Origin of the sequence: Streptomyces sp. NPDC005931 (assembly GCF_042871235.1) — a bacterium.
Lineage (GTDB): Bacteria > Actinomycetota > Actinomycetes > Streptomycetales > Streptomycetaceae > Streptomyces.
Map to the genome: position 1 here is coordinate 340,480 of NZ_JBIAIG010000006.1, position 21,165 is coordinate 361,644.

23 protein-coding genes are annotated in these 21,165 nt (G+C 71.9%); 11 read left to right on the plus strand and 12 right to left on the minus strand.

Annotated features, from left to right (window positions below; genetic code table 11):
- The first annotated feature begins 24 nt into the window (after positions 1-24).
- Positions 25-633 (plus strand): hypothetical protein, encoded by a 609-nt coding sequence (locus ACFYOV_RS17540; RefSeq protein WP_389088588.1) that lies wholly within the window; start codon positions 25-27, stop codon positions 631-633.
- On the opposite strand, the gene ACFYOV_RS17545 is transcribed toward ACFYOV_RS17540, so the two are convergent.
- Both ACFYOV_RS17545 and ACFYOV_RS17550 read right to left on the minus strand, forming a co-directional pair.
- Positions 599-1,534, minus strand: a complete 936-nt coding sequence (locus tag ACFYOV_RS17545; RefSeq protein ID WP_389088590.1) for a DMT family transporter — start codon at positions 1,532-1,534, stop codon at positions 599-601. The two genes, ACFYOV_RS17540 and ACFYOV_RS17545, sit on opposite strands and share 35 nt — an antisense overlap.
- A 201-nt stretch (positions 1,535-1,735) precedes the next feature.
- Complete coding sequence (locus ACFYOV_RS17550) at positions 1,736-2,488, minus strand: YwiC-like family protein (protein WP_389088593.1); 753 nt, start codon at positions 2,486-2,488, stop codon at positions 1,736-1,738.
- A gap of 278 nt (positions 2,489-2,766) precedes the next feature.
- On the opposite strand from ACFYOV_RS17550, the gene ACFYOV_RS17555 reads away from it, so the two are divergent.
- Positions 2,767-3,276, plus strand: coding sequence for a universal stress protein (locus ACFYOV_RS17555; RefSeq protein WP_389088595.1), 510 nt, complete (start codon positions 2,767-2,769; stop codon positions 3,274-3,276).
- Positions 3,277-3,333: 57 nt separating this feature from the next.
- Positions 3,334-4,656, plus strand: coding sequence for a cytochrome P450 (locus ACFYOV_RS17560; RefSeq protein ID WP_389088597.1), 1,323 nt, complete (start codon positions 3,334-3,336; stop codon positions 4,654-4,656).
- A 110-nt stretch (positions 4,657-4,766) separates the two neighbouring features.
- Here the strand turns inward: ACFYOV_RS17560 and ACFYOV_RS17565 are convergent, their stop codons facing one another.
- From ACFYOV_RS17565 to ACFYOV_RS17575, 3 genes are all read right to left on the minus strand, one after another.
- Positions 4,767-4,964, minus strand: a complete 198-nt coding sequence (locus tag ACFYOV_RS17565) for a hypothetical protein (RefSeq protein WP_389088600.1) — start codon at positions 4,962-4,964, stop codon at positions 4,767-4,769.
- A 330-nt stretch (positions 4,965-5,294) separates the two neighbouring features.
- Positions 5,295-5,933, minus strand: a complete 639-nt coding sequence (locus ACFYOV_RS17570; RefSeq protein WP_389088602.1) for a response regulator — start codon at positions 5,931-5,933, stop codon at positions 5,295-5,297.
- Positions 5,930-7,156: a sensor histidine kinase gene (locus ACFYOV_RS17575; RefSeq protein WP_389088605.1), complete on the minus strand. Its 1,227-nt coding sequence runs from the start codon at positions 7,154-7,156 to the stop codon at positions 5,930-5,932. The genes ACFYOV_RS17570 and ACFYOV_RS17575 overlap by 4 nt, the downstream gene beginning before the upstream one ends.
- 172 nt (positions 7,157-7,328) lie before the next feature.
- Here ACFYOV_RS17575 and ACFYOV_RS17580 point away from each other — a divergent pair, with 172 nt between their 5' ends.
- The 4 genes from ACFYOV_RS17580 (at position 7,329) to ACFYOV_RS17595 (ending at position 10,668) form a co-directional block, all read left to right on the plus strand.
- Complete coding sequence (locus ACFYOV_RS17580) at positions 7,329-8,417, plus strand: ABC transporter permease (protein WP_389088762.1); 1,089 nt, start codon at positions 7,329-7,331, stop codon at positions 8,415-8,417.
- A complete protein-coding gene (locus ACFYOV_RS17585) occupies positions 8,414-9,157 on the plus strand; it encodes an ABC transporter ATP-binding protein (protein WP_389088607.1) in 744 nt (247 codons plus the stop codon). Before ACFYOV_RS17580 ends, ACFYOV_RS17585 begins: the two co-directional genes overlap by 4 nt.
- A gap of 727 nt (positions 9,158-9,884) precedes the next feature.
- Positions 9,885-10,175: a hypothetical protein gene (locus ACFYOV_RS17590; RefSeq protein ID WP_389088609.1), complete on the plus strand. Its 291-nt coding sequence runs from the start codon at positions 9,885-9,887 to the stop codon at positions 10,173-10,175.
- 169 nt (positions 10,176-10,344) lie between these two features.
- Positions 10,345-10,668, plus strand: coding sequence for a hypothetical protein (locus tag ACFYOV_RS17595; RefSeq protein WP_389088611.1), 324 nt, complete (start codon positions 10,345-10,347; stop codon positions 10,666-10,668).
- A 376-nt stretch (positions 10,669-11,044) separates the two neighbouring features.
- Here the strand turns inward: ACFYOV_RS17595 and ACFYOV_RS17600 are convergent, their stop codons facing one another.
- On the minus strand, positions 11,045-11,233 hold the full coding sequence (locus tag ACFYOV_RS17600) for a hypothetical protein (protein ID WP_389088614.1): 189 nt from the start codon (positions 11,231-11,233) through the stop codon (positions 11,045-11,047).
- On the opposite strand from ACFYOV_RS17600, the gene ACFYOV_RS17605 reads away from it, so the two are divergent.
- On the plus strand, positions 11,232-12,062 hold the full coding sequence (locus tag ACFYOV_RS17605; protein WP_389088616.1) for a hypothetical protein: 831 nt from the start codon (positions 11,232-11,234) through the stop codon (positions 12,060-12,062). The genes ACFYOV_RS17600 and ACFYOV_RS17605 overlap by 2 nt on opposite strands.
- 23 nt (positions 12,063-12,085) lie before the next feature.
- On the opposite strand, the gene ACFYOV_RS17610 is transcribed toward ACFYOV_RS17605, so the two are convergent.
- From ACFYOV_RS17610 to ACFYOV_RS17635, 6 genes are read right to left on the minus strand one after another with little or no spacing between them, the layout of a single operon-like run.
- A complete protein-coding gene (locus ACFYOV_RS17610) occupies positions 12,086-12,919 on the minus strand; it encodes an MBL fold metallo-hydrolase (protein WP_389088619.1) in 834 nt (277 codons plus the stop codon).
- Entirely contained in the window at positions 12,876-13,646 is a 771-nt protein-coding gene (locus ACFYOV_RS17615; RefSeq protein ID WP_389088621.1) for a carbohydrate ABC transporter permease, read from the minus strand. The genes ACFYOV_RS17610 and ACFYOV_RS17615 overlap by 44 nt, the downstream gene beginning before the upstream one ends.
- A complete protein-coding gene (locus tag ACFYOV_RS17620) occupies positions 13,622-13,888 on the minus strand; it encodes a hypothetical protein (protein ID WP_389088624.1) in 267 nt (88 codons plus the stop codon). The genes ACFYOV_RS17615 and ACFYOV_RS17620 overlap by 25 nt, the downstream gene beginning before the upstream one ends.
- 5 nt (positions 13,889-13,893) lie before the next feature.
- On the minus strand, positions 13,894-14,034 hold the full coding sequence (locus tag ACFYOV_RS17625) for a hypothetical protein (RefSeq protein WP_389088626.1): 141 nt from the start codon (positions 14,032-14,034) through the stop codon (positions 13,894-13,896).
- Positions 14,031-14,525 carry a carbohydrate ABC transporter permease gene (locus tag ACFYOV_RS17630; RefSeq protein WP_389088764.1) on the minus strand — a complete coding sequence of 165 codons (495 nt, stop codon included), beginning with the start codon at positions 14,523-14,525 and terminating at the stop codon, positions 14,031-14,033. Before ACFYOV_RS17630 ends, ACFYOV_RS17625 begins: the two co-directional genes overlap by 4 nt.
- A 12-nt stretch (positions 14,526-14,537) precedes the next feature.
- Positions 14,538-14,885, minus strand: a complete 348-nt coding sequence (locus ACFYOV_RS17635; protein ID WP_389088628.1) for a carbohydrate ABC transporter permease — start codon at positions 14,883-14,885, stop codon at positions 14,538-14,540.
- A gap of 1,366 nt (positions 14,886-16,251) precedes the next feature.
- Here ACFYOV_RS17635 and ACFYOV_RS17640 point away from each other — a divergent pair.
- The 3 genes from ACFYOV_RS17640 to ACFYOV_RS17650 are packed head-to-tail and all read left to right on the plus strand — an operon-like array spanning position 16,252 to position 21,079.
- On the plus strand, positions 16,252-16,623 hold the full coding sequence (locus ACFYOV_RS17640) for a hypothetical protein (RefSeq protein ID WP_389088630.1): 372 nt from the start codon (positions 16,252-16,254) through the stop codon (positions 16,621-16,623).
- 14 nt (positions 16,624-16,637) lie between these two features.
- Positions 16,638-18,866, plus strand: a complete 2,229-nt coding sequence (locus ACFYOV_RS17645) for a bifunctional serine/threonine-protein kinase/ABC transporter substrate-binding protein (protein ID WP_389088632.1) — start codon at positions 16,638-16,640, stop codon at positions 18,864-18,866.
- On the plus strand, positions 18,866-21,079 hold the full coding sequence (locus tag ACFYOV_RS17650; RefSeq protein ID WP_389088635.1) for a bifunctional serine/threonine-protein kinase/ABC transporter substrate-binding protein: 2,214 nt from the start codon (positions 18,866-18,868) through the stop codon (positions 21,077-21,079). The genes ACFYOV_RS17645 and ACFYOV_RS17650 overlap by 1 nt, the downstream gene beginning before the upstream one ends.
- Positions 21,080-21,165: the final 86 nt, after the last annotated feature.

Sequence of the window (21,165 nt, forward strand, 5' to 3'; positions counted from 1 at the left end):
AGGTGTCGGCCGTAGGAGGTCGTGATGGACACCACCACCGAAGCGCTGCGGCTGGACGGACTCCTGCCGGACTTCCGCTTCACCCGCCTCGCATGCACGGCGGTCGCCGCGGCCGCCCCGGACGTGTACCGGGCAGCGCGCGACCTCGACCTGCTGACCATCCACTCCCCGCTGTTCGACCTGATCACATGGGCGCGCGGAGTGCCCGACCGGCTGCGCGGCAGCCCCACTGAAGCCCCGCCCTCCCTGCGGCTGGCCGATCTCTTCGACGCGGCGACGCACGACCGGAACCAGCCCTGGGTGGGGCTGGCCGAGGACCAGGGACGGGAGATCGCCTTCGGCGCCGTCGGCAAGGCGTGGCAGACGTCCATCGACTGGCGGAGGGTCGAGCCGGCTGACTTCCCGGCGTTCGCGGAGCCCGGCTGGGCGAAGATCGCCGCCGCTCTGGTCGTCCATCCCTACGGCAGCCACCGCTCCCTGCTGTCGTACGAGGCGCGCACGGCCTGCACGGACGACCTCTCGCTCAAACGCTTCGGCCGTTACTGGACGCTCGTCTCACCGGGCGTCGGCGTCGTCATGCGCGCGGCCCTGCGGGCGATCAGGGCCGCCGCCGAGCAGGACGCCGTGCCGTAACGGGCTCAGGGGCACCGGCGTCGACGGCGGGACGGTCCGCGCCGGCGAGGGTACGCGACAACGGCGTCCTCGACAGGGCGAACACGCCCGCGACGACCAGAGCCACGCCCAGCAACTGGGGCAGCAGCCACCAGCCCGTCCGGACGTGCTCCTCATACAGGACGAGGCCGAGCGCCAGACTGACACTCGCGTCACCGAGCGTGATGGCCGGCTGCGAGGCGACCAGCGGTCCGGCCTGCAGGGCGTTCTCCAGGAGGAACAGCGCGGACGCCCCGAAGAGCGCGAACCCGTACGTCTGCCACGCGGTGAGGAAGGCGGTGACGCCTGCGTCGTCGAGCGTGTGCACGGAGGTCTTCATCAGTGCCGCCGTCACCGCGTAGGCGACTGCGGTGGCCGTCCCGAAGCAGGCGGCGCGGGCCCGCCCCTCGGGACGGCGCAGCGCGGCGACCACCAGGACGGCGATCGCGGCCGTGGCCACGCAGAGCGTCACCACCCATCGACTCGTGGGCACGTACGTGCGGTTGCCTTCCGGTGCGGCGGCCGCGAGGGCGACGGCCAGCCCGGCCACGACGGCGCACACGGCCAGCCAGCCGGAGCGTGACAGCCGCCCGTGCAGCAGCACCGCGGCGATGACCAGGGCGAGCGGCAGCTCCAGCACGAAGAGCGGCTGGATGACGGTCAGCGGGCCGGTCGCGAGCGCGATGGCCTGGAGAACCGCCGCGGCGATCACGGCGACGATGCCGGCCAGCCACACGGGGTGCCGCAGCAGGTCGAGCATGAGCCCGGCACGCAGCTTCTCGGACCGGGGAACCTCCAGCGCCGCCTTGCGCTGGAGGACGGTGGCGAGGGCGTTGCTGAAAGCGGCACCCAGTGCGAACAGGACGGGCAGCAACAGGTCCACCGTGGTCCTCCGCGATGACGAGACGGCCCACCCCTCGCTCCTGCCATGGTGACCCGGCGTCCCCATTCCCGCGAACCGCGCATGCCCCGCCGCGACAGGCCCGGGCGGGCGGGAGGGCGGCCCGGGAACCCCGCCCCGTGCGGCCCACCCACAGGTGGACGGCGTCCGCCCCGTCCTCGCACGCCTGTCTCGTGCACGCCCTCACCCGAAGGTGGCGAGCAGCGCTGCGAGGAGCAGCGCGGAGAGCAAGGCCTCGCCGGCTCCGATGACACCCGCCCGGACCCGGCCGAGGGCGGGTACCGCCAGCGCGCGGCTCAGGCACAGGGCGAAGAATCCGGTGAGCCAGGGGCCCAGAACGGCGGCCGCGGTTCCCAGGGCCACGGCGTGGTACACACCGGAGGCCCCACGGTACGTGGTGCTGCCGCGCTCACGAATCATGGTCTTGACGTAGAGGACGGTGCCACTGAAGTAGAGCAGACACGCCAGCGCCGGGCGCCAGGCGTCACTGAGCCCACCTCCGCCGAGCAGCAGGGCGACCGGGAGCATGCCGCACGCCGGAACGACGGCCGCGAGTCCGTTGACCAGGGCACGTTCCCGGTTGCGCCAGGCGTACCAGCAGTTCAGGGCCAGGAACGGTACGGCGCACGCCCCGGCGAGCAGTAGCCACGGTGCGTGCACGACCAGGGCGACGCCGGGCGCGACCAGTGCCGCGGTGAACGTGAGGACGGGCCGGGTGTGGCGGGCGGCGGCCCGGGGGTTGCGGGAGTTGTGCCGAAGTCGCAACCACTGCTGCGCATGGAAGACGGCGAGGTAGCCGAGCAGCCACGCGGGCAGCAGCAGGGCGTGCCACGGTGTCGCCCCGCCCAGCGCCGTGCCCGCCAGGAACGGCACCAGCAGCATGGCCCACGCGCCGTGCTGCTGAGGCAGCCAGCGCCGTACGGCACGCGGAGTCATCGCAGTCGTCCATTTCTCAGGCCTCGAAGACGTGTCGGCCTCATCCTGGCACCCGCACTCCGGGGCGGTACGCGGCCATTGGTCCCGGATCCAGGGGACCCATCGGCTCACCGTGATGCCGGGGGCCGGTTCGGGCCTGTCCGTCGTCAGCTCCCCTGTAGGGGCACCGCGAGCCGGTGCGGCAAAGCGCGAAAAATGTTTCGCGTAAATGTTGACGTATTTTTGTGGGGAGGCGACGCTGGAAGGCCCCTCCTTCGTCTCCAGGAAGGCGCGAGGTCATGAACCTTCTGTCTTTGCCCCCGACGCCCCACGCCCACCCGGTTCGTCCGCCCGGGCGTTCACGTCCGCGGTTCCCGGTGGCGGCGGTGCTGGCCGACCGCATCGACGACGCGCCGGTCGTGGATGCGGCTGCCCGGCTTGCCGCCGCCCGCAGGTGCCCGCTGCTGCTGATCGCGGTGATGCCTCCGCTGCCGCCGCGTGCTGCGGCGCACCGCCCGGACGGGACGGTGGCCCGCGCGGTGCTCGGACGGGCCTTGCCTCGCCTCGCCCGCGCCGGCATCGCCCATGAGCCGGCCGTCTATCACCGTCCGTCCGGGCGGGGCGGCCGACTGGCTGACGCGAGGGGCCTGCTGGCGGTGGCCATTGCTCATGGCTGCTCGCTGCTGGTGGTGTCCCGCAGTGGGCCGACGGGGCTGGACGCATGCACGGTGATGGAGGCGGCCGCCCTCCGCGGTGGCCCGCTCATCCATGCGGCCTCGCCGGTGTCCTGGGTCCCCGGGCTCCGCTGACGTGATACGGCACACACCCGGGCAGGGCCCCACCCGGCGCGTGTTAGCGTCCGCCCCGTGATCTTCCGTGCCCTGGATGTACCCGTTTCCGGTACCGGAACAGCCGGGCGCGGCCCGGTGGCCGGTGCCGGCTCATTCGCCACCCCTGATCCGCTCGATCGGCTCGACCTGTTCGGTGAGGGCTTCGTGCGCGACCCGTACCCCTGGCTGGACGCCCTGCGGGTGCAGGCCCCGGTGCATCACGATCCCGGTACCGGACTGTGGCTGGTCAGCCGTCACAGCGACATACGCCGGGTACTGCTCGATCCGGTCGTCTTCCGCCCGGACAACGCCCAGCACGCCGTCACACCCCTGCCCGTCCCCGTCCTGCGGGTGCTCGCCCGGGCAGGCTTCGGCCTCCCGCCCGCGCTGGCCAACAACGGCACCCCCAGCCACCCCGGGCTGCGCCGGGTGGTCTCCCGGTACTTCAACGCCCAGCAGGTTGCCGCCGCCGTACCGGTCATCGAGCGCGTCGCCGACGAACTGCTCACCACGGTGCGGGACCAGATCGGTGCGACGGGTGGCTGCAACCTGTTCACGTCCTTCGCCCAGCCCCTGTCCTGCCGAGTGCTCATGGAACTGCTCGGCATCGAGAACATCGACCCGGCCACCCTGATCCGCTGGAGCGACGCCTCCCTGGAGCTCTTCTGGGGCAGGCCCACACTGCAACGGCAACTCGAACTGGCCGAGTGCGTCGGCGCCTTCTACCAGTGGCTGAACCAGACCGTGCGCGGTGGTGAAGCACCCGCCGGTACCTTCCTACGGGAACTGACCCGGCACCGCCTGCCCGACGGTGAGCCGGTGGACGCCGCGACCGTGGTGGGCGTGTGCTTCTTCGTCTTCGTCGCCGGCCAGTCCACCACGGGACAGCTGATCTCCACCGTCCTGCGCCGGACGCTCGCCGAACCCGGCCAGTGGCCACGCTTCGGAGAGGAGGTGGGCCTGGCCGAAGCCTGGGTGGACGAGGTACTGCGGCGTGAGCCACCGGTGACCAGCTGGCGCCGGGTCACCGCGCATCCGACCGAACTGGGCGGAGTGCAGCTGCCCGAGGGCGCACCGCTGCTTCTGATGCTCATGGGCAGCGGATCCGATCCGGAGGTCTTCCCCGAACCGGAGCGGCTGTGCCCGCGCCGGGAGAACGTCCGCCATCACCTGGCCTTCGGCGCCGGCCGTCACCGTTGTCCGGGCGCATCCCTGTCGCGCACGGAGGCGGCCGTGGCACTGCGGGCCGCGTCCCGTCGGCTGCCGACCGTGCGGCCGGCGCCGGAAACGGCGGACCCGCCGATGCTCGGACTGCTGTCCTTCCGCGCACCCCTGGAGGTGACGGTGGAGGAGGTCTGAGTCACTGCCGCGGCACGAGGCGCCCCCTCGTCACCCTCGCATGCCGCTCGCCCCGGCCACGGAGCCCGGCTCGATCTCCACGAGAAGGACGTCGAGGAGCGCGCCCGCCCTCATGTCCGGGACCGCCGTTCGGCGTCGGTCCCGAGCTCCCACGCCAGCGCCATCCAGCGCTCCGCGACGCCCCGTACGGTCGGATACCTCCGCAGAAGCTCCTCGTCGGTCAGCGCCATGTCGGACATGGCGGTCACCGTGCGCACGGGTGAGCCGTCCGAGAGGGGCAGGTCCCGCGTGGGGTTCTCTTGCGACATCGGGCCTCCAGTTGCTCGTGGCATCCGCCTGGTGTTCTCGCGCGAGGAGCCGTGAGGCGGCGCCCCGCCGCCCGGCGTGGCCGCCCGGGGGGAGCCGGGGCGGCCACGCCGGAGGCGAACACCGCGCGACAGCATGCCCCCCGGACGAGCCATCTGGATAGAGGTTGGCCGGAAAACGATGGCCGGACACTCCGGCGCCGACGGGTGAGCCGGTGATCGTCACGCACGGGGGCGATCGGGCCCGGGAGAGCGCGAGCGCCCCTGCGAGCCGACGGCCGGCGCCGCTCCCGGGGCCGGCCGCTCACGCAACGGTCGTCGCAGCCGCCCGGGTCAGCGGCGGATGAAACCGAGGCCGGTCGCGGTGGCGACCGCGGCGGTGCGCGAGTCGACGCCGAGCTTGACGTATATGCGGACCAGATGCGATTTGACGGTGCCCTCGGTCAGGTGGAGACGGCGGCCGATGGCCTGGTTGGACAAGCCCTCGGCGACGAGGGCGAGGACCTCGGTCTCGCGCCGGGTCAGGGCGGTGCCCGGCGTGCGCAGCCGGTTCATCAGCCGGTCCGCGACCGTGGGGGCGAGGGTGGCCCGGCCGGTGGCCGCCGTGCGTACCGCGGCGGCCAGATCCTCGGGCGGGGCGTCCTTCAGAAGGTAGCCGGTGGCACCGGCCTCGATGGCGGGCAGGGTGTCGGCGTCGGAGTCGTAGGTGGTGACGACGAGGACGCGGGGCGCGCCCGGCCGGGAGGTGATCCGGGCGGTGGCCTCGGCACCGCCCATGCCCTTGCCGAACTGCAGGTCCATCAGCACGACGTCGATGTCCCCCTCCGCGGCGCGAGCGACCGCCTCCTCGGCGGTGGCCGCCTCGGCCACGATGACGAGGCCGGGTTCGGTCTCCAGTACGGCGCGCAGCCCGGCGCGTACGACCGGGTGGTCGTCGGCCAGCAGAAGTCGGATGGACGCGTCGTCGCTCATGGGCGGGCCTCGGACTCTGTCTCGGACGGGGTGGGCGGGGCGAGGGGGAGCCGGGCAGCCAGGACGGTGCCGCGGCCGGGGGCGGATGTGACGGTCAGAGTGCCACCGAGGGCACTCAGGCGGGTGCGCATGGCCGCCAGGCCGAAGCCGCCGCTCTCGGGATGGCGGGCGGGCAGCTGTTCCGGGTCGAAGCCGTGTCCGTCGTCGACGATGTCGAGGGCAACGCCGTCGCCGAGGTAGCCGAGGACGACCTCGGCGGTGGTGGCGCCGGCGTGGCGGACGGTGTTGGCGAGGGCGGACTGCGCCATGCGCAGGAGGGCGACCTCGTGTGCGGTCGTCAGCGGTACGGGGTCGCCGGTGAGCCGGAAGCACACGTTGAGGCGATGGTGGGCGCCGGTGGTGGCGCACAGCCGTTCCAGGGCCCCGGCGAGGGTGGTGCCGTCCAGGGCGGGCGGAGCGAGTGCGGCGACGAATCGGCGGGCCTCGGCGAGGTTGTCCACGGCCGCGTGCCGGGCCGCGGCGATGTGGCGGGCGGCGGCGTCGGGCCGGGCGGGCAGGGCCCGTTCGGCGGCGCGCAGCAGCAACTGGATGCTGGACAGGCCCTGGGCGAGGGTGTCGTGGATCTCGCGCGCCAGTCGTTCGCGTTCGGCGAGTACGCCCGCGTTGTGCTGGGCGTCGGCCAGATCGGCGCGGGTCGTGGTGAGTTCCTCGATGAGCTGTCTGCGCTGTTCGCTCTCCCGGTACAGGGCCTGGTACCCCCACACCACGGCGACGGCGACGGCGGCGCCGAGCGCGGGACCGATCGCCATGGCCGGACCGAAGGAGTGCTGGTGAGCGGCGAAGCCGACGGCGGCCGCCACCGCCGTGACCGTCACGGCGGTGAGGCCCGCGCGCCGGGGCAGCAGGTGGAGCTGGAGGAAGTACAGGGGGAAGGCCACCCACACTCCGTCGGGGGACAGCGCCAGCAGCACCAGCCACACGGCGCCCACGGCGGCCAGCCACCAGGCCGCGGCGGAACGGGAGCGGCGCACCCGGGGCACGAGCGGACCGGCGGCGTACACCGCGGCGCAGGCCGCGGCCGCGGCGACGACCGTTCCGGCGTGGGAGGGGCCGTCGGCCACGGCCCGACCGGCGGCCAGGGCGAGCAGGCCGACGATCAGCAGGTGCAGGCACCAGGCCAGGGCCCGGGTGGTCGGGGTCGGGGCGGGGGCAGCGGTGTTCACAGTGCGTCCCAGGTTACGGAGGCAGGCACCCGAGGGACCTCCATCGAAAGGTGGAACTGGGTTGCCGCCTTCCGTGCCGCGAAGTGCCGTCCCGCGCCGGACGCGCACACGCGGGGGGAGCGGCGACGGTGGAGTCGTACCGCTTCCACCGATGAGAGGACAGGCCGGAGCCGTGTTCGTCGCCTGGAGAGACCTGCAGTTCGCCAAGGGGCGGTTCGCCCTGATGGGGACTGTCATCGTGCTGATCACCCTGCTGGTCGGGCTGCTGTCGGGGCTGACGGCCGGACTGGGCCGACAGAACGTCTCCGCCATCACGTCCCTGCCCGTCGACCGGATCGCCTTCCAGGCTCCCCGCGGCGGCCAGGACCCGTCGTACGCCAACTCCGCAGTCACCGAGCAGCAGTGGCAGGAGTGGTCCCGGGCACCCGGCGTCGAAAGCGCCGAACCACTGGGGATCACCACCACCAGGGCCACCGCCGGGGACAGGAGCTCCGGGGTCTCCGCCTTCGGCGTCCGGCCCGGCTCCCACCTCACCCCGGACAGCGTCAGCGTCAGTGACAGCGGGGTGGTGCTGTCCACCGCGGCCGCCGACGACCTGGATGTGAAGGCCGGCGACGCCCTCACCCTGGCCGGGCAGCAGCTCGAGGTGGCCGCCGTCCGGGGCGACGCCTCTTTCAGTCACACCCCGATCGTCTGGATCCACCTCGACGTCTGGCGGAGGGCCGTACCACCCGCGGTCGACGGCGGGGCTCCCGCCGCCACCGTCATCGCCCTGAACACCAACGCCGGGGTCGACGTGCCGGCCACCGACCGCCGGGCCGGCACCCGGACGGTCGCCCTCGACGACTCGTTGTCCGCTATCGGCTCCTACACGTCCGAGAACGGCTCCCTGCAGACGATGCGGGGCTTCCTGTTCGCCATCTCCGCCCTCGTCGTCGGCGCCTTCTTCACCGTCTGGACCATTCAGCGCAGCGGTGACGTCGCCGTGCTCAAGGCGCTCGGCGCCTCCACCGCGCACCTCCTCAAGGACGCCCTGGGGCAGGCCGTCGTCCTGCTCGCCGGCGGCACGCTGCTGGGCACCGGCATCGCCGCCGCACTCGGCGCTGCCATGGACGACTCGGCCGTGCCCTTCCTCCTCACCCCCGCAACCGTGCTGCTTCCCGCGGCCGTGATGATGCTGCTCGGCGTCCTCGGGGCCGGCGTGTCCGTCTGCCGCATCACCTCCGTCGACCCGTTGACCGCCCTGGGGAGCGTCCGATGACCCTGACACTGACCGGCATCACCCTCACCTACCCCGACGGCGACACGCGCCTTACTGCTCTCGACCGGGTCTCCCTGCAGGTTTCCAAGGGCAGCCTCACCGCCGTGGTCGGCCCCTCCGGCTCCGGCAAGTCCAGCCTCCTGGCCGTCGCCGCCACCCTGATCACCCCCGATGCCGGCACCGTCACCATCGACGGCACCTCCACCACCGGCCTGACCCGCGGCGAGCTGGCAGAACTGCGCCGCCACAAGATCGGCATCGTGTTCCAGCAGCCCAACCTGCTGCCCTCCCTCACCGCCGCCGAACAACTCCAGGTCATGGCGCGGATCGACGGACGCGAACCCCGCACCGCCCGGAACCGCGCCCTGGAGCTCCTCGACGCGGTCGGCCTGGCCGACCAGGCCGGCCGCCGCCCGCACCAGCTCTCCGGTGGTCAACGCCAGCGCATCAACCTCGCCCGTGCCCTGATGAACGACCCCACGGTCCTCCTGGTCGACGAGCCCACCAGCGCCCTCGACCACGCACGCGGCGCCGCCGTCATCGACCTGATCACCCGCCTCACCCACCGACGAGCGACCGCGACCGTCCTGGTCACGCACGACCGCACCCACCTCACCGCCGCCGACCGGATCGCCGAAGTCGTCGACGGCCGCCTTCACCTGCCGACGCCAGGCGCGGATCGGAGTGCGGCCGTGCACCGCCAGCAGCGGAGCACGGCTCCGCGGCCGCCCGCGGGATGACATCACACTCCGGGCGGCAGCCGGGTACATGACCCTCCGGGCGGCAGCCGGGTACATGACCCTCCGGGCGGCAGCCGGGTACATGACCCTCCGGGCGGCAGCCGGGTCACCTGGCATGCGTGCGGCGGCCTTGACGACCGGCGGTGGCGTGGCCCGACGAGCCCGAGGCGGCGACCGCTCGGCACACGAGCCGCGCCGGGACCCTCGGCCGGCTCGCAGGGGCCGGCGGGCCGGACATGGCGCACCCGACCGCCCGAAGGATGCGGCGTGAAGCACCGGCAAGGGACGACGCCGGCCGCGTCCGGTCGCGGCGCGGGCCGCACCTGGGTGGACGGGGCCGGGACCGGAGCGGTCGAGCCCCGTCGGCGGCCTTCGTGCGACCGGGCGACGGTCAGGCCGGGAACCCACGAGTCGGGGCCCTGACGGTGACCTCCGACCCGCGCGGCGTGCCGTCCGACCGCCGCTCGCCGGCCCCGGGTGCGCCGACGCCGTTCCGGCGACCGTGCTGCCGTGTCCGACAGCTCCAGGCGACCGTGAACCGTGGTGGAGGGAGCCCGGTCAGTTCGGGGGACTGGAGATCACCCACGGCTGCGCGGACGGTTCGGACGTGGATCACCCACGGCTCACCGTCCCGGCGGTGTGTCGCACAAGGGCGCCGGGGCCGGGCGGCGGGCAGACTCGGCGGCAGTGACCGTCCCCCGACGGTCTCCGGGCGAAAGGACTCTCCATGGCGGTCCGCGACAAAGTCCGCACGATCGGCCCCAGTGGACTGGAAGTGCTCGACATCTCCGTGTCGACACGGTGCACGGTCGAGATCAGGGAACCCCGCGACACCCTGACGCTGAGCCGGCGCCTCAACGGCGTGAAGCTGGACGTGGTGGAGGACCCCAACTTCACGGGACTCAAGGCCGGGCAGACCATCCCTTGGGGCAGCATCCGCGCTTCCGGGGCGCAAGGGCTGCGCATCTCCTACCGGGTGCGGACCGGACGGGACGTGACGGGAACGCCCGAGTTCTGAAGTCCCACGGCTCACCGCGCCCGACCGCCCGACCACCATCTCCCGCACGCCCCTGCCCCGCCGGTGGCACCCCTCCCTCCCAGCCCCGCCCAGCCCTGGTGTCGTACGCCGTGCCGGTTCCGGGTATCCGCAGAGACAGCAGCGCCCATCCCTGGAGGAGGTGACTGGGATGCTGTTCCTCGGACTGCTCCTCGTCGCGGCGACGGCCGCCTTCACCGGTCTGGTCATCGCGGACAACCTGTCGGGTGGCCCCGAGTACGCCGTGTCGCTGTTCGATCGCGACATCGCCACCCTGAACACGCTCGCCGTCTTCTGCGCCGGCCTCGCCCTGGCGCTCCTCTTCTGCCTCGGCCTGGCCACGGCGGTGAACGGCGCGGCACACCACCACCGCCGGAGCCGTCGCAGGCCCCACCGCAGGAGTCACCGCCGCTCCGAAGCAGACGCGGAAACGACCCCTCTGGACGAGCTGATGGGGCCGGACCCCCGGGCCTGAGCGGCAAGCCGGGCACCCCGTGCGTCCGGCAGCCGCACCTCCCCCCATCCGGGCACCGCAGGTCCCCCCAGCAGCGGCCTGCCGGAGACCGACGCCCTGGTGCCGACCTGATCGCTTTACCAGACCGACCGCCCGCGCGGGGACGGGAGAGTGAAACGACACCGGGGCACGCCCGTTGCGGGCCATGCTGCCGGCAGCGAAGAGAACGGGGGGAACGTGCACGCGATTCCGGTAGGCGCCGTACTTCTGGTGTGTCTGAGCACGCCGCTGATGGGAGGGACACAGCCGCCACGGCTGAGGTCGATGCGGTCGACACCCTCGTACGCGGTGGGGGCGCCGTTGGCGGTGGGGCTCGGCTCCTGGGCGATCTGGGTGCTCATGTTCCCGGTGCTCGCGTCGGCTTCACCGGCACCAGGAACACCTGGCTGTGCGGGGCCTTGCTCCTGCTGTGCGTGCTGGTCGCCCGGCCGATGGTTCGGATGGTGGCGCCCGTGCGGATCACGGCGAACCGGCTGCTCGTGGCGGCACGGGCGGTGGGCCTCTGCGGTGCACTGGCCGTGGTCATGACAGCATTGGATGCGGTGATGGGTGAGCAGCCCCTGGCCGGGGTGACCGTGGTCTACGCGACGACCGCCGCCGTCCTGGGGCTGCTGCGGACCGTCGACCACGGCTACTTCCCGCTGCTCCTGTTGTGGACGGCGCTGTGGAAGGCACTCCTGGCCGCCGCGACCGCGTACTGGATCCGTCACATCGGCGGCGCGCTCCTTCCCGATCCGGACGAGGCCACCGCCGGAGCGATGCTGCTCGCGGTGCTGTGGTGGGCGCTGGCGGGGCTGGCCGCCGGCTGCGCGGTGGCCGCGGCCGTCCGGCTGGCGCGCTGGCTGAGGACCGGACCGCCGGCACGTTCCGCGCCCCCCGGAGTCACCGACTGGCCACCGGCCGTCGGCGACGTGTGGACCGCCGAGCTCACCCACGACGACAACACCTACAAGGAGCGTCCGGTCGTCGTGCTGGAGCGGACCCCCGGCTTCGTCCGCGTACTGGGCGTCACCAGCGTCGACAAGTCCGGTCGGCGGCGTGGCTACCTGAAGCTCCGTCTGTCCGAGTGGAAGGGCGTACTGAACAAGGACGGCTGGCTGAGCCTGGAGATCCGGCACGTCCCGTACTGCGACTTCCTCTGGCGGCGCGGGCAGTGTCCCGACCGGGTGTGGGACGTGCTGTGCACGGAGGCCGACGTGCGCGAGCGGTCCGCCAAGGCAGGGCCGGCCCCGGGGCTCACCTTCCGGCACCGGCTGCGATCGGCGATGAACGCGCACGTCGGCCGTGACGCGCGGACGGTCCACGCCGACGCCGGCAACCGGGTGCGCCGGGTGTGGAAGCGGGAGAAGGTCTGACCCCGTCGCAGGGACGAGGTGTGTCATCCCGGGGCGCCGGGCACCGGCAGCCCGCCGCCACTGGGCTCGAACCCGGCCAGCATGCGCTCCAGGGCGGCCTGGTCCGGCCCCACGAAGGCCGGCGCCCCGGCCGCCGAACTCAGCCTGTCGACCATCGCGCCGGTGATTCCGGGGGCCGGCGGCAGATGAGTGGAGAGGACGAGCTCCGGCTCCCTCCGCCGTACCGGCTCGAAGCTGTCGGCAAACTTGTGTTCATCCACGTTCTGGATCCACGGGCTGTCGACCGTGGCCCACAACAGCTGCGCTTCTCGCAGATCGTCCTCGCCGACCGCGCCGACGTCATCGGCCCGCGCCAGTTCGGCGGTGGACATCGGCCCGCCGAAGCAGTCGGAGCTGAAGCAGACCCCTGTCCGGTCGTCGAAGAAGCCGACGGTTCCGGGGTTGTCGTACAGCGGTGGCCTGAACGCCGTGAGGGTGCGGTCGCCGACGTCCAGGGTCTGCCCGGGGTTGATCAGATGCAGGCGATCGAGCGGGAGCGGACGCTCGCAGGACATCAGTCCGGCGGAGAGGAACGTGGTCACGACACGGGCGGCGGGCGCCGCGATCAGCAGATCGAAGATGCCGCCCGTGTGGTCCCGGTCCGGGTGCGTCAGCCAGATCCACCGCACATCGGCGGGGTCGAGAACGGAACCGACGGTCTCCAGGAAGTTCCGGTCGGCGAGCCCGAGCCCGGTGTCGACGACAACGGGCTGGGAGGCGAACAACACGAAGGCGTTCACCGGTAGGTGCCCGATCCCGGGCACCTCGAGACTGTCATTGAGAACGCGGACGTCCGGGCGAATCGTGTGAACGGGCATGGCGACTCCCGACCCCCAGGTGGTGATCGCGCCGCGCCACCAGTCCATCGTCGCGCTTCCACGCCCACGCCGCATCCCATCCGGCCGGCGGTCGGGGATCCTGCCGCCCCGCCACGAGGGGGGCGGTCAGCCCTTGACGGCGGAACTGGCGACCCCCTGGACGAACCAGCGCTGGAAGAAGGCGAAGACGACGAGGACCGGCAGGACGAGCAGGACACCGAAGGCGAGGATCTCTCCCCAGTCGGGGGGGCTGCTGCCCCTGGAAGACACTCATTTCCAGGGGGAGGGGGCGCACGGACGGGTCGGAGACCATCAGCACGGGCCACAGGAAGGAGCCCCACTGGACGAGGAACGTGAGGATGGCGACCGAGGCGAACACCGGCCTGGACATCGGCACGATGATCGCGAAGAAGGTGCGCCAGGGCCCCGCGCCGTCCAGCCGGGCCGCCTCCTCGATGCTCGGCGGAATCTTCCGGAAGAACGTTTGGAACTGGTAGACGGCCAAGGCGTTGGCGATGAACGGCAGCGCCTGGACCAACAGGGTGTTGCGCTGGTCGTTGAACATGTAGAAGAGCGGCACCGCCACCGACTCGAACGGAATCAGCATCAGCAGCAGCACGAGGGTGAACACCGCTCTCTGCCCTCGCCACTTCAGGCGCGTCAAGTCGTACGCCGCCAATGAGTTGACGATCAGCCCACCCGTCACCACGACGAACGACAGCAGCACCGACACACCCATGAACTGCCAGAAGTATCCGGTGCTGTCGGAACTGAGGCTGTCGAGGACAGCGGCGTAGTTGTCGAAGGAGGGTGGGTGGGCAGGAAGCCGGACAGGCCGTTCAGGACCTCGTCGGACGGCTTGAGGCTGCCGAGGAAGAGATAGAGCGCGGGGAGGGCGAAGACGAACGCAAGGACGCTCAGCACGGCGTAGTCGAGGAGGCGGCGTACGGGCGTACGGGTCAGGGCCATGGGAGTCAGTCCTCGTGGTCGGGCCGGACGACGCGTCGCTGGACGATCGTCAGGCCGACGACGATCAGGAAGAACACCACCGTGACGGCCGAGGCCTGGCCGATGTCGTTCTGGTCGAAGGCCGTGGTGACGGCCTGGTACATCACCGTCCGCGTGGCATCCTCTCCAGGCCTGCGCCGCGGATGAGGATGTACACCTGGTCGAAGACCCGGAAGGACAGGACCGAGGTCAGCATCGCGACGAACACGAGGGTGCCGCGGATGCCGGGCAGGGTGACGTGACGGAACTGCTGCCAGCGCGAGGCCCGGTCCAGTTGGGATGCCTCGTAGAGATCACCCGGGATCTGCTGGAGGCCGGCCAGCAGGATGACCATCTGGAAGCCGACGCCCTGCCACACCGACAGCACGATGACCGATCCCATCGCGGTGAGACCGTCACCGAGCCAGTCGAAGGCGCCCCAGTTGCCGAGACTCACCGCATTCAACAGGGAGTTGAGCATGCCCTGCTCGCTTCGGGCGAGGCTCAGCCGCCGGATCACGGCGACCAGGGCCATCGGGAAGACCACCGGCATGAAGAAGAAGGACCGGAACAGGCCGATGGCCTTCAGCTTACGGTTGAGCAGGATCGCCAGTACCAGCGCGAGACCCGTCTAGAGCGGTACGACGACCGCGGCGAAGGTCAGGTTGTTCAGCAGCGCCCAAAGGAACGGGCCGGACAGATCGGGATCGGTGAACAGCCGCCGGTAGTGCTCCACGCCGAAGAAGGTGGGGTCCAGCGGCGAGCCGAGGCGGACGTTGTAGAAGGAGAGCACCACGGCATAGCCGAAGGGTATGCCGACGAAGGCGATCAGCCCGCCGACGGCCGGGGCCGACATCAACAGGCCGTGCAGCCGGTCGCGGTTGCCGCGCGACGGACGCGGGGGCATCGCGGAGGCCGCGGACGATGCCGCCTGCGCCCGGTCGGCGGCCGCGGCGTGCGCGGGTTCCAGGGTTTTCACGGAAGGGTCCTCTTCCTGGTGGGGCGGGCACGGTCGGTGCGTCTGCGACGGCCCGCCCCTCCAGTTCTCCTCGCCCGATTTCCGGCCTCCGGCAGGCGAAGCCCGAGGCGGATGGTGCACCTGCCCCGTCACCGCAGCAGGTTCTCAAGAGCCTCCATGACGTGGCGACCGGCGGGGGAGACCCCACCCGTGAGGACGAGGTCTGTCAAGAGGCTGTGCGGGGTCGACCGTCAGCTCGGCCAGGTGCGGGTACCTGTCGGCCGGCACACGCGCCAGGAGGGTCCGGGTCAGCTCAAGACCCCTGAGCGCGCTCGTGACCGGTTCCCCCGCACCGGTCCGCCCCGACCCACTGCTCGCCTTGAGCACCCCCGTCGCCTCGGCGGGACGTCCGGGTGCCCGAAGGAGCCCTTGGCGATGTCGTCCCAGGCGCAGCGGGTATGGAATTCCCCGCCCCGAACCCCGACGGCTCCCTCCGGGGCGATCCGGTGCAGGAGATCCGTGCTTCGTTCCAGGCCGTTCTGCACGGCCTGGACGCCGCACGGGCCGATCTTCGCACTCTGGGACGTCAGCTACCTCGGCCCGGCGACTTGACCGAGTCCAGTGCTCGCGTGGGTCACTCGGGCCGGCCCCCCAGGGAACCGCGGTAGCGCCCTTGTGGTCACCGGGTGGGCGGTCGGAGGCGGGGACGCAGCCGAGAGGGCCATTGCCAGCCGCCACGGGGGGCGGCCTCGACGCCACGCTCACGACACTTGCCCTCTCACCAAGGCCGGGAGACCGTCGCCGATCGACCCGCAGGGACCGGGCATCCGCCGGGCGGCCCCGTCGACGCATGCAGCGATACGGCGAATCGGGCGGCAGGGCCTCGCCTCGCCTCGCCGTCGGTACGATTCCCCCCGGACAAGCCAAACGGCTTCGAGGGGGGCGCATGCCGAGCGAGAAACGACAGACGTGGAAACGTAGTTGGGTGAACGGCGCAGTCACCGTTCCGGTGGCCACAGCACTGCTCGCCGGCTGTTCGGGGGGAGCGGCCGGAGCCGGTGCCGGCAGCTCCCCGTCTCCTTCACCGCCGGTCTCGCGCGAGCGTGGCACTCCCCCCGCCGAACCGTTCGAGGCTGATCCGGACCGGTTGCCGAAACGTGCCGAGCAGGGAGAGTCCCTGGTGGACGACGTCGTCCTGCGACCGTCTGACTGGGGGCCGGATTTCGTACCGCAAGCGGTCGCCGAAAGCCGACCGCGCACCGTGGCCGTGCTGGACGAGGGTTGCCGGTGGCAACGCGAGCCGTTGCCACCCGGGGTACTGGCATCGCTTTCCCGGTATGCCGAACTGCCGGGCCGGGGCCAGAAGGGCACGGTCCGGGTGACCGCCGTGGCGACTGTCCACACCTCCGCGCTCGGCGCCGACGAACAATTGTCGACCACTCTCGAGGAGGTACTGCGCTGCCGGGAGCAGGAGATCCGGCCCGGCGAGCGTCTGACGGAACTGGGCTCGACCGGGACGCCCTTCGGCTCGCGCGGCCAGCAGTGGGCGGACGACAGCGTCTACGAGCAAGGCACGTACGTGACACGTGAGGGGACCCACCCCTACATCTGGAGCGTCGCACGGGTCGGCACCGTCACCTTCGGTGTGTCGGTGAAGGGGGCCAGGGGCTACGCGGCCGAGCAACTGAGCAGCTGGGTCACCCAGTCGCTGCCCCAGATGGCGGAACGCGTCGAGCAACGGACGGGACGGGACAGCTGATGGACCCTCTGCGCGTGTCCGACCCCGCACGCATCGCGGGACATCGGCTGATCGGGCGGCTCGGCGAGGGCGGTATGGGTGTCGTCTACCTGGCGCGTACGCCTGGCGGGGTGCTGGCCGCACTCAAGGTCATCCAGGGCGAATACGCCGACGACGCGGGCTTCCGGGAGCGGTTCCGGCGTGAGACGGAGGTTGCCCGGCAGGTCACCAGCCGCTGGGCCGTGGGCCTGGTCGACGCGGACCCGGATGCCGACGAACCCTGGCTGGCCACCGAGTTCGTACCGGGGCCGTCGCTCGCGGAAGCCGTGGCCCTGCACGGGCCGCTGCGGCCGCGCGGGCTGCGGGTGCTGGGGGCGCGTCTGGCCGAGGCGCTCGACCAGCTCCATGCCGGTGCGCTGGTGCACCGGGATCTGAAGCCCGGCAATGTCCTTCTCGCTCCTGACGGTCCCCGGCTGATCGACTTCGGCATCGCCCGCGCACCCGAGGACACTGCCCTCACCGCCGCCGGGGTGGTGGTCGGCACGCCCGGTTACCTGGCACCTGAACAGGCCGGCAGCCAGGACCTGCCCGTGGTGGGACCGGCCGGTGACGTGTTCTCCCTGGGCTGCGTACTGGTGTACGCGGCCACCGGCAGGCATCCATTCGGCACCGGACCGGTCGACGCGCTGCTCTACCGCACCGTGCACGACACCGCCGACACCGCCGGTGTACCACACGAAGTGGCCGGTGTGGTCAGCCGGTGCCTGGCGAAGGATCCGCGGCTCCGCCCGACCGCCGCCGAGATCCACCAGGTCCTGACGGACGGCGACGCGGACGTGGAGGAACCCGTCCGATGGCTCCCGGAGCCGGTGCTCCGCCTCATCGCCGAGCGCTCCAGCGCCGCGCTCGGTCTGCCCGGTATCGACGACACCGAGGTCTCGGCGAAGGCGGCTGACGAGGTGGCCGCCGGTACGCGGGATGAACGAGGCCCTCGCGAACCCGGGCGCGCGGTCCCCACCGCCGCGAACGGGACCGGTGCCCACGGGCACGGCGGCACGACGAGGCGACGCTTCCTGACTTTTGCCGGAGGTTGTGCCCTGGTGGTGGCGGGCGGCGGCACGGCGCTGTGGACGGCCATGGATCGCGACGATGCCGCACCGACGGGAAGCAAACGCCGCCCTCAGTACACCCTCGCCTTGCACGCCGACCTGAGCGGCGCCGACAAGACGACAGGCCGGGCTCAGGAACGCGGACTGCGACTCGCTGTGGAGCGCTTCAACGCCCGTGGCGGTCGGCCCTACACGCTCGCCGTCAGAGCTGAGGACGACGGGGGAGACCCGCAGGCCGCGCTACGCGTCGCAAAGAGACTCGCAGCGGACGCCACGGTCCTCGCCGTCGTCGGTCCCACCACCGACGCCACCGCGGAAGCCTCCCTGGCGGCATACGACACGGCTCTGATGCCCGTGGTCGCCGTCTCTCCCGGCTCCATCGTCCTCACCCTCCAGGGATACCGGTCCTTCCTGCACGCTCGCGTCCCGGACACCGTCCTCGCCTTCTACCTCAATGTCCACCTGCGCGGGTCCGCCAAGTCACAGCGGATCGGCATCCTCGACGACCGCGCGGCCGACCACCACGCCTGGGAGATCAGCAGCACCCTCAGCAAGGCGCTCCACCAGGACGGACATCCCCAGGTGCCCGAGGTCGTCAGCGCCCTGCGCAGTGATTTCCGGCAGCCCGTCGCCACCCTGCTCGCCGCGGGCGCCGACTCCGTCGTCTTCGCCGGCTACCCCGACCGGGCAGCCCTGGTCGCCAAGGTGCTCCAGACCCGCGGCTTCACAGGAGCACGCGTGTGCGCCCAGCCTCTTCTCGACGAACAGTTCCTCATCGCTGCGGAGGGAGCCGCCGAGGGCTGGGTCGCGGTGGCTCCGGCTGCCGACCCGGCGCTGCTGACCGGTGGGGCGGAATTCACCACCGCGCACAAACGGCGCTTCCGAGAAGCGCCCTCATGGTATTCCGCCGAGGCGTACGACGTGGCCAACATGTTCCTCGCCGGACTGCGGAGGCTGAGCACTCCCCGCCCCACCCGGGCTGCCCTCCTGGCGACGGTCCGCAGCACCCCGTACCAGGGCATCACCAAGAAGTTCGCCTTCAGCGACAAGACGGGGGAGCTCACCCTCGGCGCCGACAACGGAGTCTTCACCTGGCGCGTCGAAGGCGGCGCCTTCCGGTGTGACGGCCCGGCTCCGCTCAAGGCCCCGTCCTGATGCGTCCGCTGCGCCCCACCGACCCCGTCCGAGTGGGTCCGTTCCGCGCTGTCTCCCGTCTCGGGGCGGGCGGCATGGGTGTCGTCTACCTCGCTCGCTCACCTTCCGGGGCGGTCACGGCGGTCAAGGTCATCCATGCGGCCCACGCCGATGACGAGGACTTCCGGGCACGGTTCCGCCGGGAGATCGAATCTGCCCGGGGGGTGGTCAGCCGCTGGGTGGTGCCCCTTCTGGACGCGGACCCGGATGCCCGGGAGCCGTGGCTGGCAACCGCCTTCGTCCCCGGCCCGTCCCTCGCCGAGGCCGTCGAACTTCACGGGCCGCTCCCGCTGCCCGCGGTCCGCGTCCTGGGTTCACGGTTGGCCGAGGCACTGGAGGCGGTGCACCGGGCCGGTCTGGTGCACCGTGATGTAAAGCCGGGCAATGTCCTGCTCGCTGTGGACGGCCCCCGCCTGATCGACTTCGGGATCGCCCGCTCCTCCGACAGCACGGCCCTCACCTCCAGCGGGATGGTCGTCGGTTCACCGGGGTTCCTCTCTCCCGAACAGGCCCGGGCCCGACGCACGGAGATCGGCCCGCCCAGTGACGTGTTCTCCCTGGGCTGCGTCCTCGCCTATGCAGCGGCCGGCGTGCGTCCCTTCGGCGGCGGCCTCGCAGCCGCCGCGCTGCTGCGCACCGTGGCCGACGAGCCCGACCTCGACGGCGTGCCGGCGGAGTTGATCCCGCTGCTCACTTCCTGCCTCGGCAAGGGGCCACAGGAGCGCCCCGCCCCTGCGGCCGTGCGCGCGGCCCTCGACTCGGGCCAGGACAGCGTCGAGCCATGGCTGCCCGAACCGGTCGTCCGCCTCATCGCCGACCGGTCGGCCCAGGTGCTGCGCATAGCTGCTGCCGCCGAGACGACCGAGGTCCCGCCCCCGTCCCCACGGACGAACCTCTCGGACGCCGAGACGGTCACCGCTGTGCCGTCAGCCATCGGAGCACCGACTGGCGTCACCCGCCGGCGTTTCCTCGGCAGCGCCGCTGGAGTCGGTGCAGCCGGCACCGGTGCGCTGTGGTGGGCCTGGAGGCGGGCCGGAACCCGCGGGGAGAGTGGCGGCGGGACACGGAAGCGGCCGGTGCTGGTCCTGGCCTTCCACGGCGATCTGTCAGGACAGGCCAAGGCCGCCGGACAGGCTCAGCGCAACGGCGCACGCATCGCCGTCGACCAGGTCAACCGCCAGCAGTCGAGGCCGTTCCGGCTCGCCCTGACCGACCACGACGACGGTGGAGTCCCGTCCCGCGCGGCCGAACTCGCCCAGCGGCTCGTCGCCGACTCCTCGATCCGGGCGGTCCTCGGTCCGACGACCGACGACTGCGCGCTCGCCAGCGTTCTCACGTATCACCGGGCATCGCTGCCGACGGTGGCCGTGTCGCCAGGCGCCGACGCCAACAGCAGAATCACCGGGGACATGACTCCCCGCGCCTTCATCCACGTCCGGCCCCACGACCAACTGATGGCGGCCCCCTGCTTCAGGTATCTGACACGCACCGCCGCAGCCCGCAGGGTGGTCCTCCTCGACGACCGGACACAGGGCGACATGAGCTGGAACGTGTGCCGGCAGATCGCCAGAGCACTGCGGAACGGCGGACGTACGGCCGACGTCAGGGCCGTCGGGCAGACCATGGACCCCGAGGGCCTCGCCGCCGAGGTGAAGGCAGCTCGCGCCGACGCGGTGGTGTTCACCGGTGACCAGCGGCGAACCGCTGCCCTCAGCCGGGCACTCGCCTCGACGGCGTACACCGGCGTGCGCATGGGCATTCGCCACGGCTTCGGTACGGAGTTTCTGCAGGCCGCGGCCGCCGCAGCAGAGGGGTGGGTGTTCGTCACCCCGTTCGTCGACGCCGCCGACACGCCTGCCGCCAAGACGTTCACGATGGCTTATCACGAGAGGTTTCGCACGACACCTCCCTGGTGGTCCGCAGAGGCCTACGACGCGGTTCTCTTCATCGCCGAAGCCTTGGCAGACGGGCAGGACGTCGTGACGGACCGGGGATCCGTCGTCCGGCGTGCCCAGGAGATCCGTTACCACGGCATCACCCGCACACTCGCCTACTCCGTCGCCAGCGGAGGGGCTTACGACACGGACGGCCTGTTCCTTCACCAGGTGGTCGACGGAACCTTCACGTTCCTCGGACACTACGCACGCGAGAAGGAAGAGCCGGCGCTTCCCTGATCGAACGGGAGGTCTTGTACGGCCTCCCGCGAACCCTGCCACCACCGCAGCCGGGGACGGCTCAAGCCGCCCCTGACTGCCTCCGC

What these genes read in the sequence shown, in the direction of transcription:
- ACFYOV_RS17595 (WP_389088611.1), top strand. Translation starts at nt 10,345, where the DNA reads ATGCTGTTCCTCGGACTGCTCCTCGTCGCGGCGACGGCCGCCTTCACC.
- ACFYOV_RS17540 (WP_389088588.1), top strand. Translation starts at nt 25, where the DNA reads ATGGACACCACCACCGAAGCGCTGCGGCTGGACGGACTCCTGCCGGAC.
- ACFYOV_RS17555 (WP_389088595.1), top strand. Translation starts at nt 2,767, where the DNA reads ATGAACCTTCTGTCTTTGCCCCCGACGCCCCACGCCCACCCGGTTCGT.
- ACFYOV_RS17620 (WP_389088624.1), bottom strand. Translation starts at nt 13,888, where the DNA reads ATGGCCCTGACCCGTACGCCCGTACGCCGCCTCCTCGACTACGCCGTG.
- ACFYOV_RS17650 (WP_389088635.1), top strand. Translation starts at nt 18,866, where the DNA reads ATGCGTCCGCTGCGCCCCACCGACCCCGTCCGAGTGGGTCCGTTCCGC.
- ACFYOV_RS17610 (WP_389088619.1), bottom strand. Translation starts at nt 12,919, where the DNA reads ATGCCCGTTCACACGATTCGCCCGGACGTCCGCGTTCTCAATGACAGT.
- ACFYOV_RS17585 (WP_389088607.1), top strand. Translation starts at nt 8,414, where the DNA reads ATGACCCTGACACTGACCGGCATCACCCTCACCTACCCCGACGGCGAC.
- ACFYOV_RS17600 (WP_389088614.1), bottom strand. Translation starts at nt 11,233, where the DNA reads ATGACCACGGCCAGTGCACCGCAGAGGCCCACCGCCCGTGCCGCCACG.
- ACFYOV_RS17590 (WP_389088609.1), top strand. Translation starts at nt 9,885, where the DNA reads ATGGCGGTCCGCGACAAAGTCCGCACGATCGGCCCCAGTGGACTGGAA.
- ACFYOV_RS17570 (WP_389088602.1), bottom strand. Translation starts at nt 5,933, where the DNA reads ATGAGCGACGACGCGTCCATCCGACTTCTGCTGGCCGACGACCACCCG.
- ACFYOV_RS17605 (WP_389088616.1), top strand. Translation starts at nt 11,232, where the DNA reads ATGACAGCATTGGATGCGGTGATGGGTGAGCAGCCCCTGGCCGGGGTG.
- ACFYOV_RS17565 (WP_389088600.1), bottom strand. Translation starts at nt 4,964, where the DNA reads ATGTCGCAAGAGAACCCCACGCGGGACCTGCCCCTCTCGGACGGCTCA.
- ACFYOV_RS17550 (WP_389088593.1), bottom strand. Translation starts at nt 2,488, where the DNA reads ATGACTCCGCGTGCCGTACGGCGCTGGCTGCCTCAGCAGCACGGCGCG.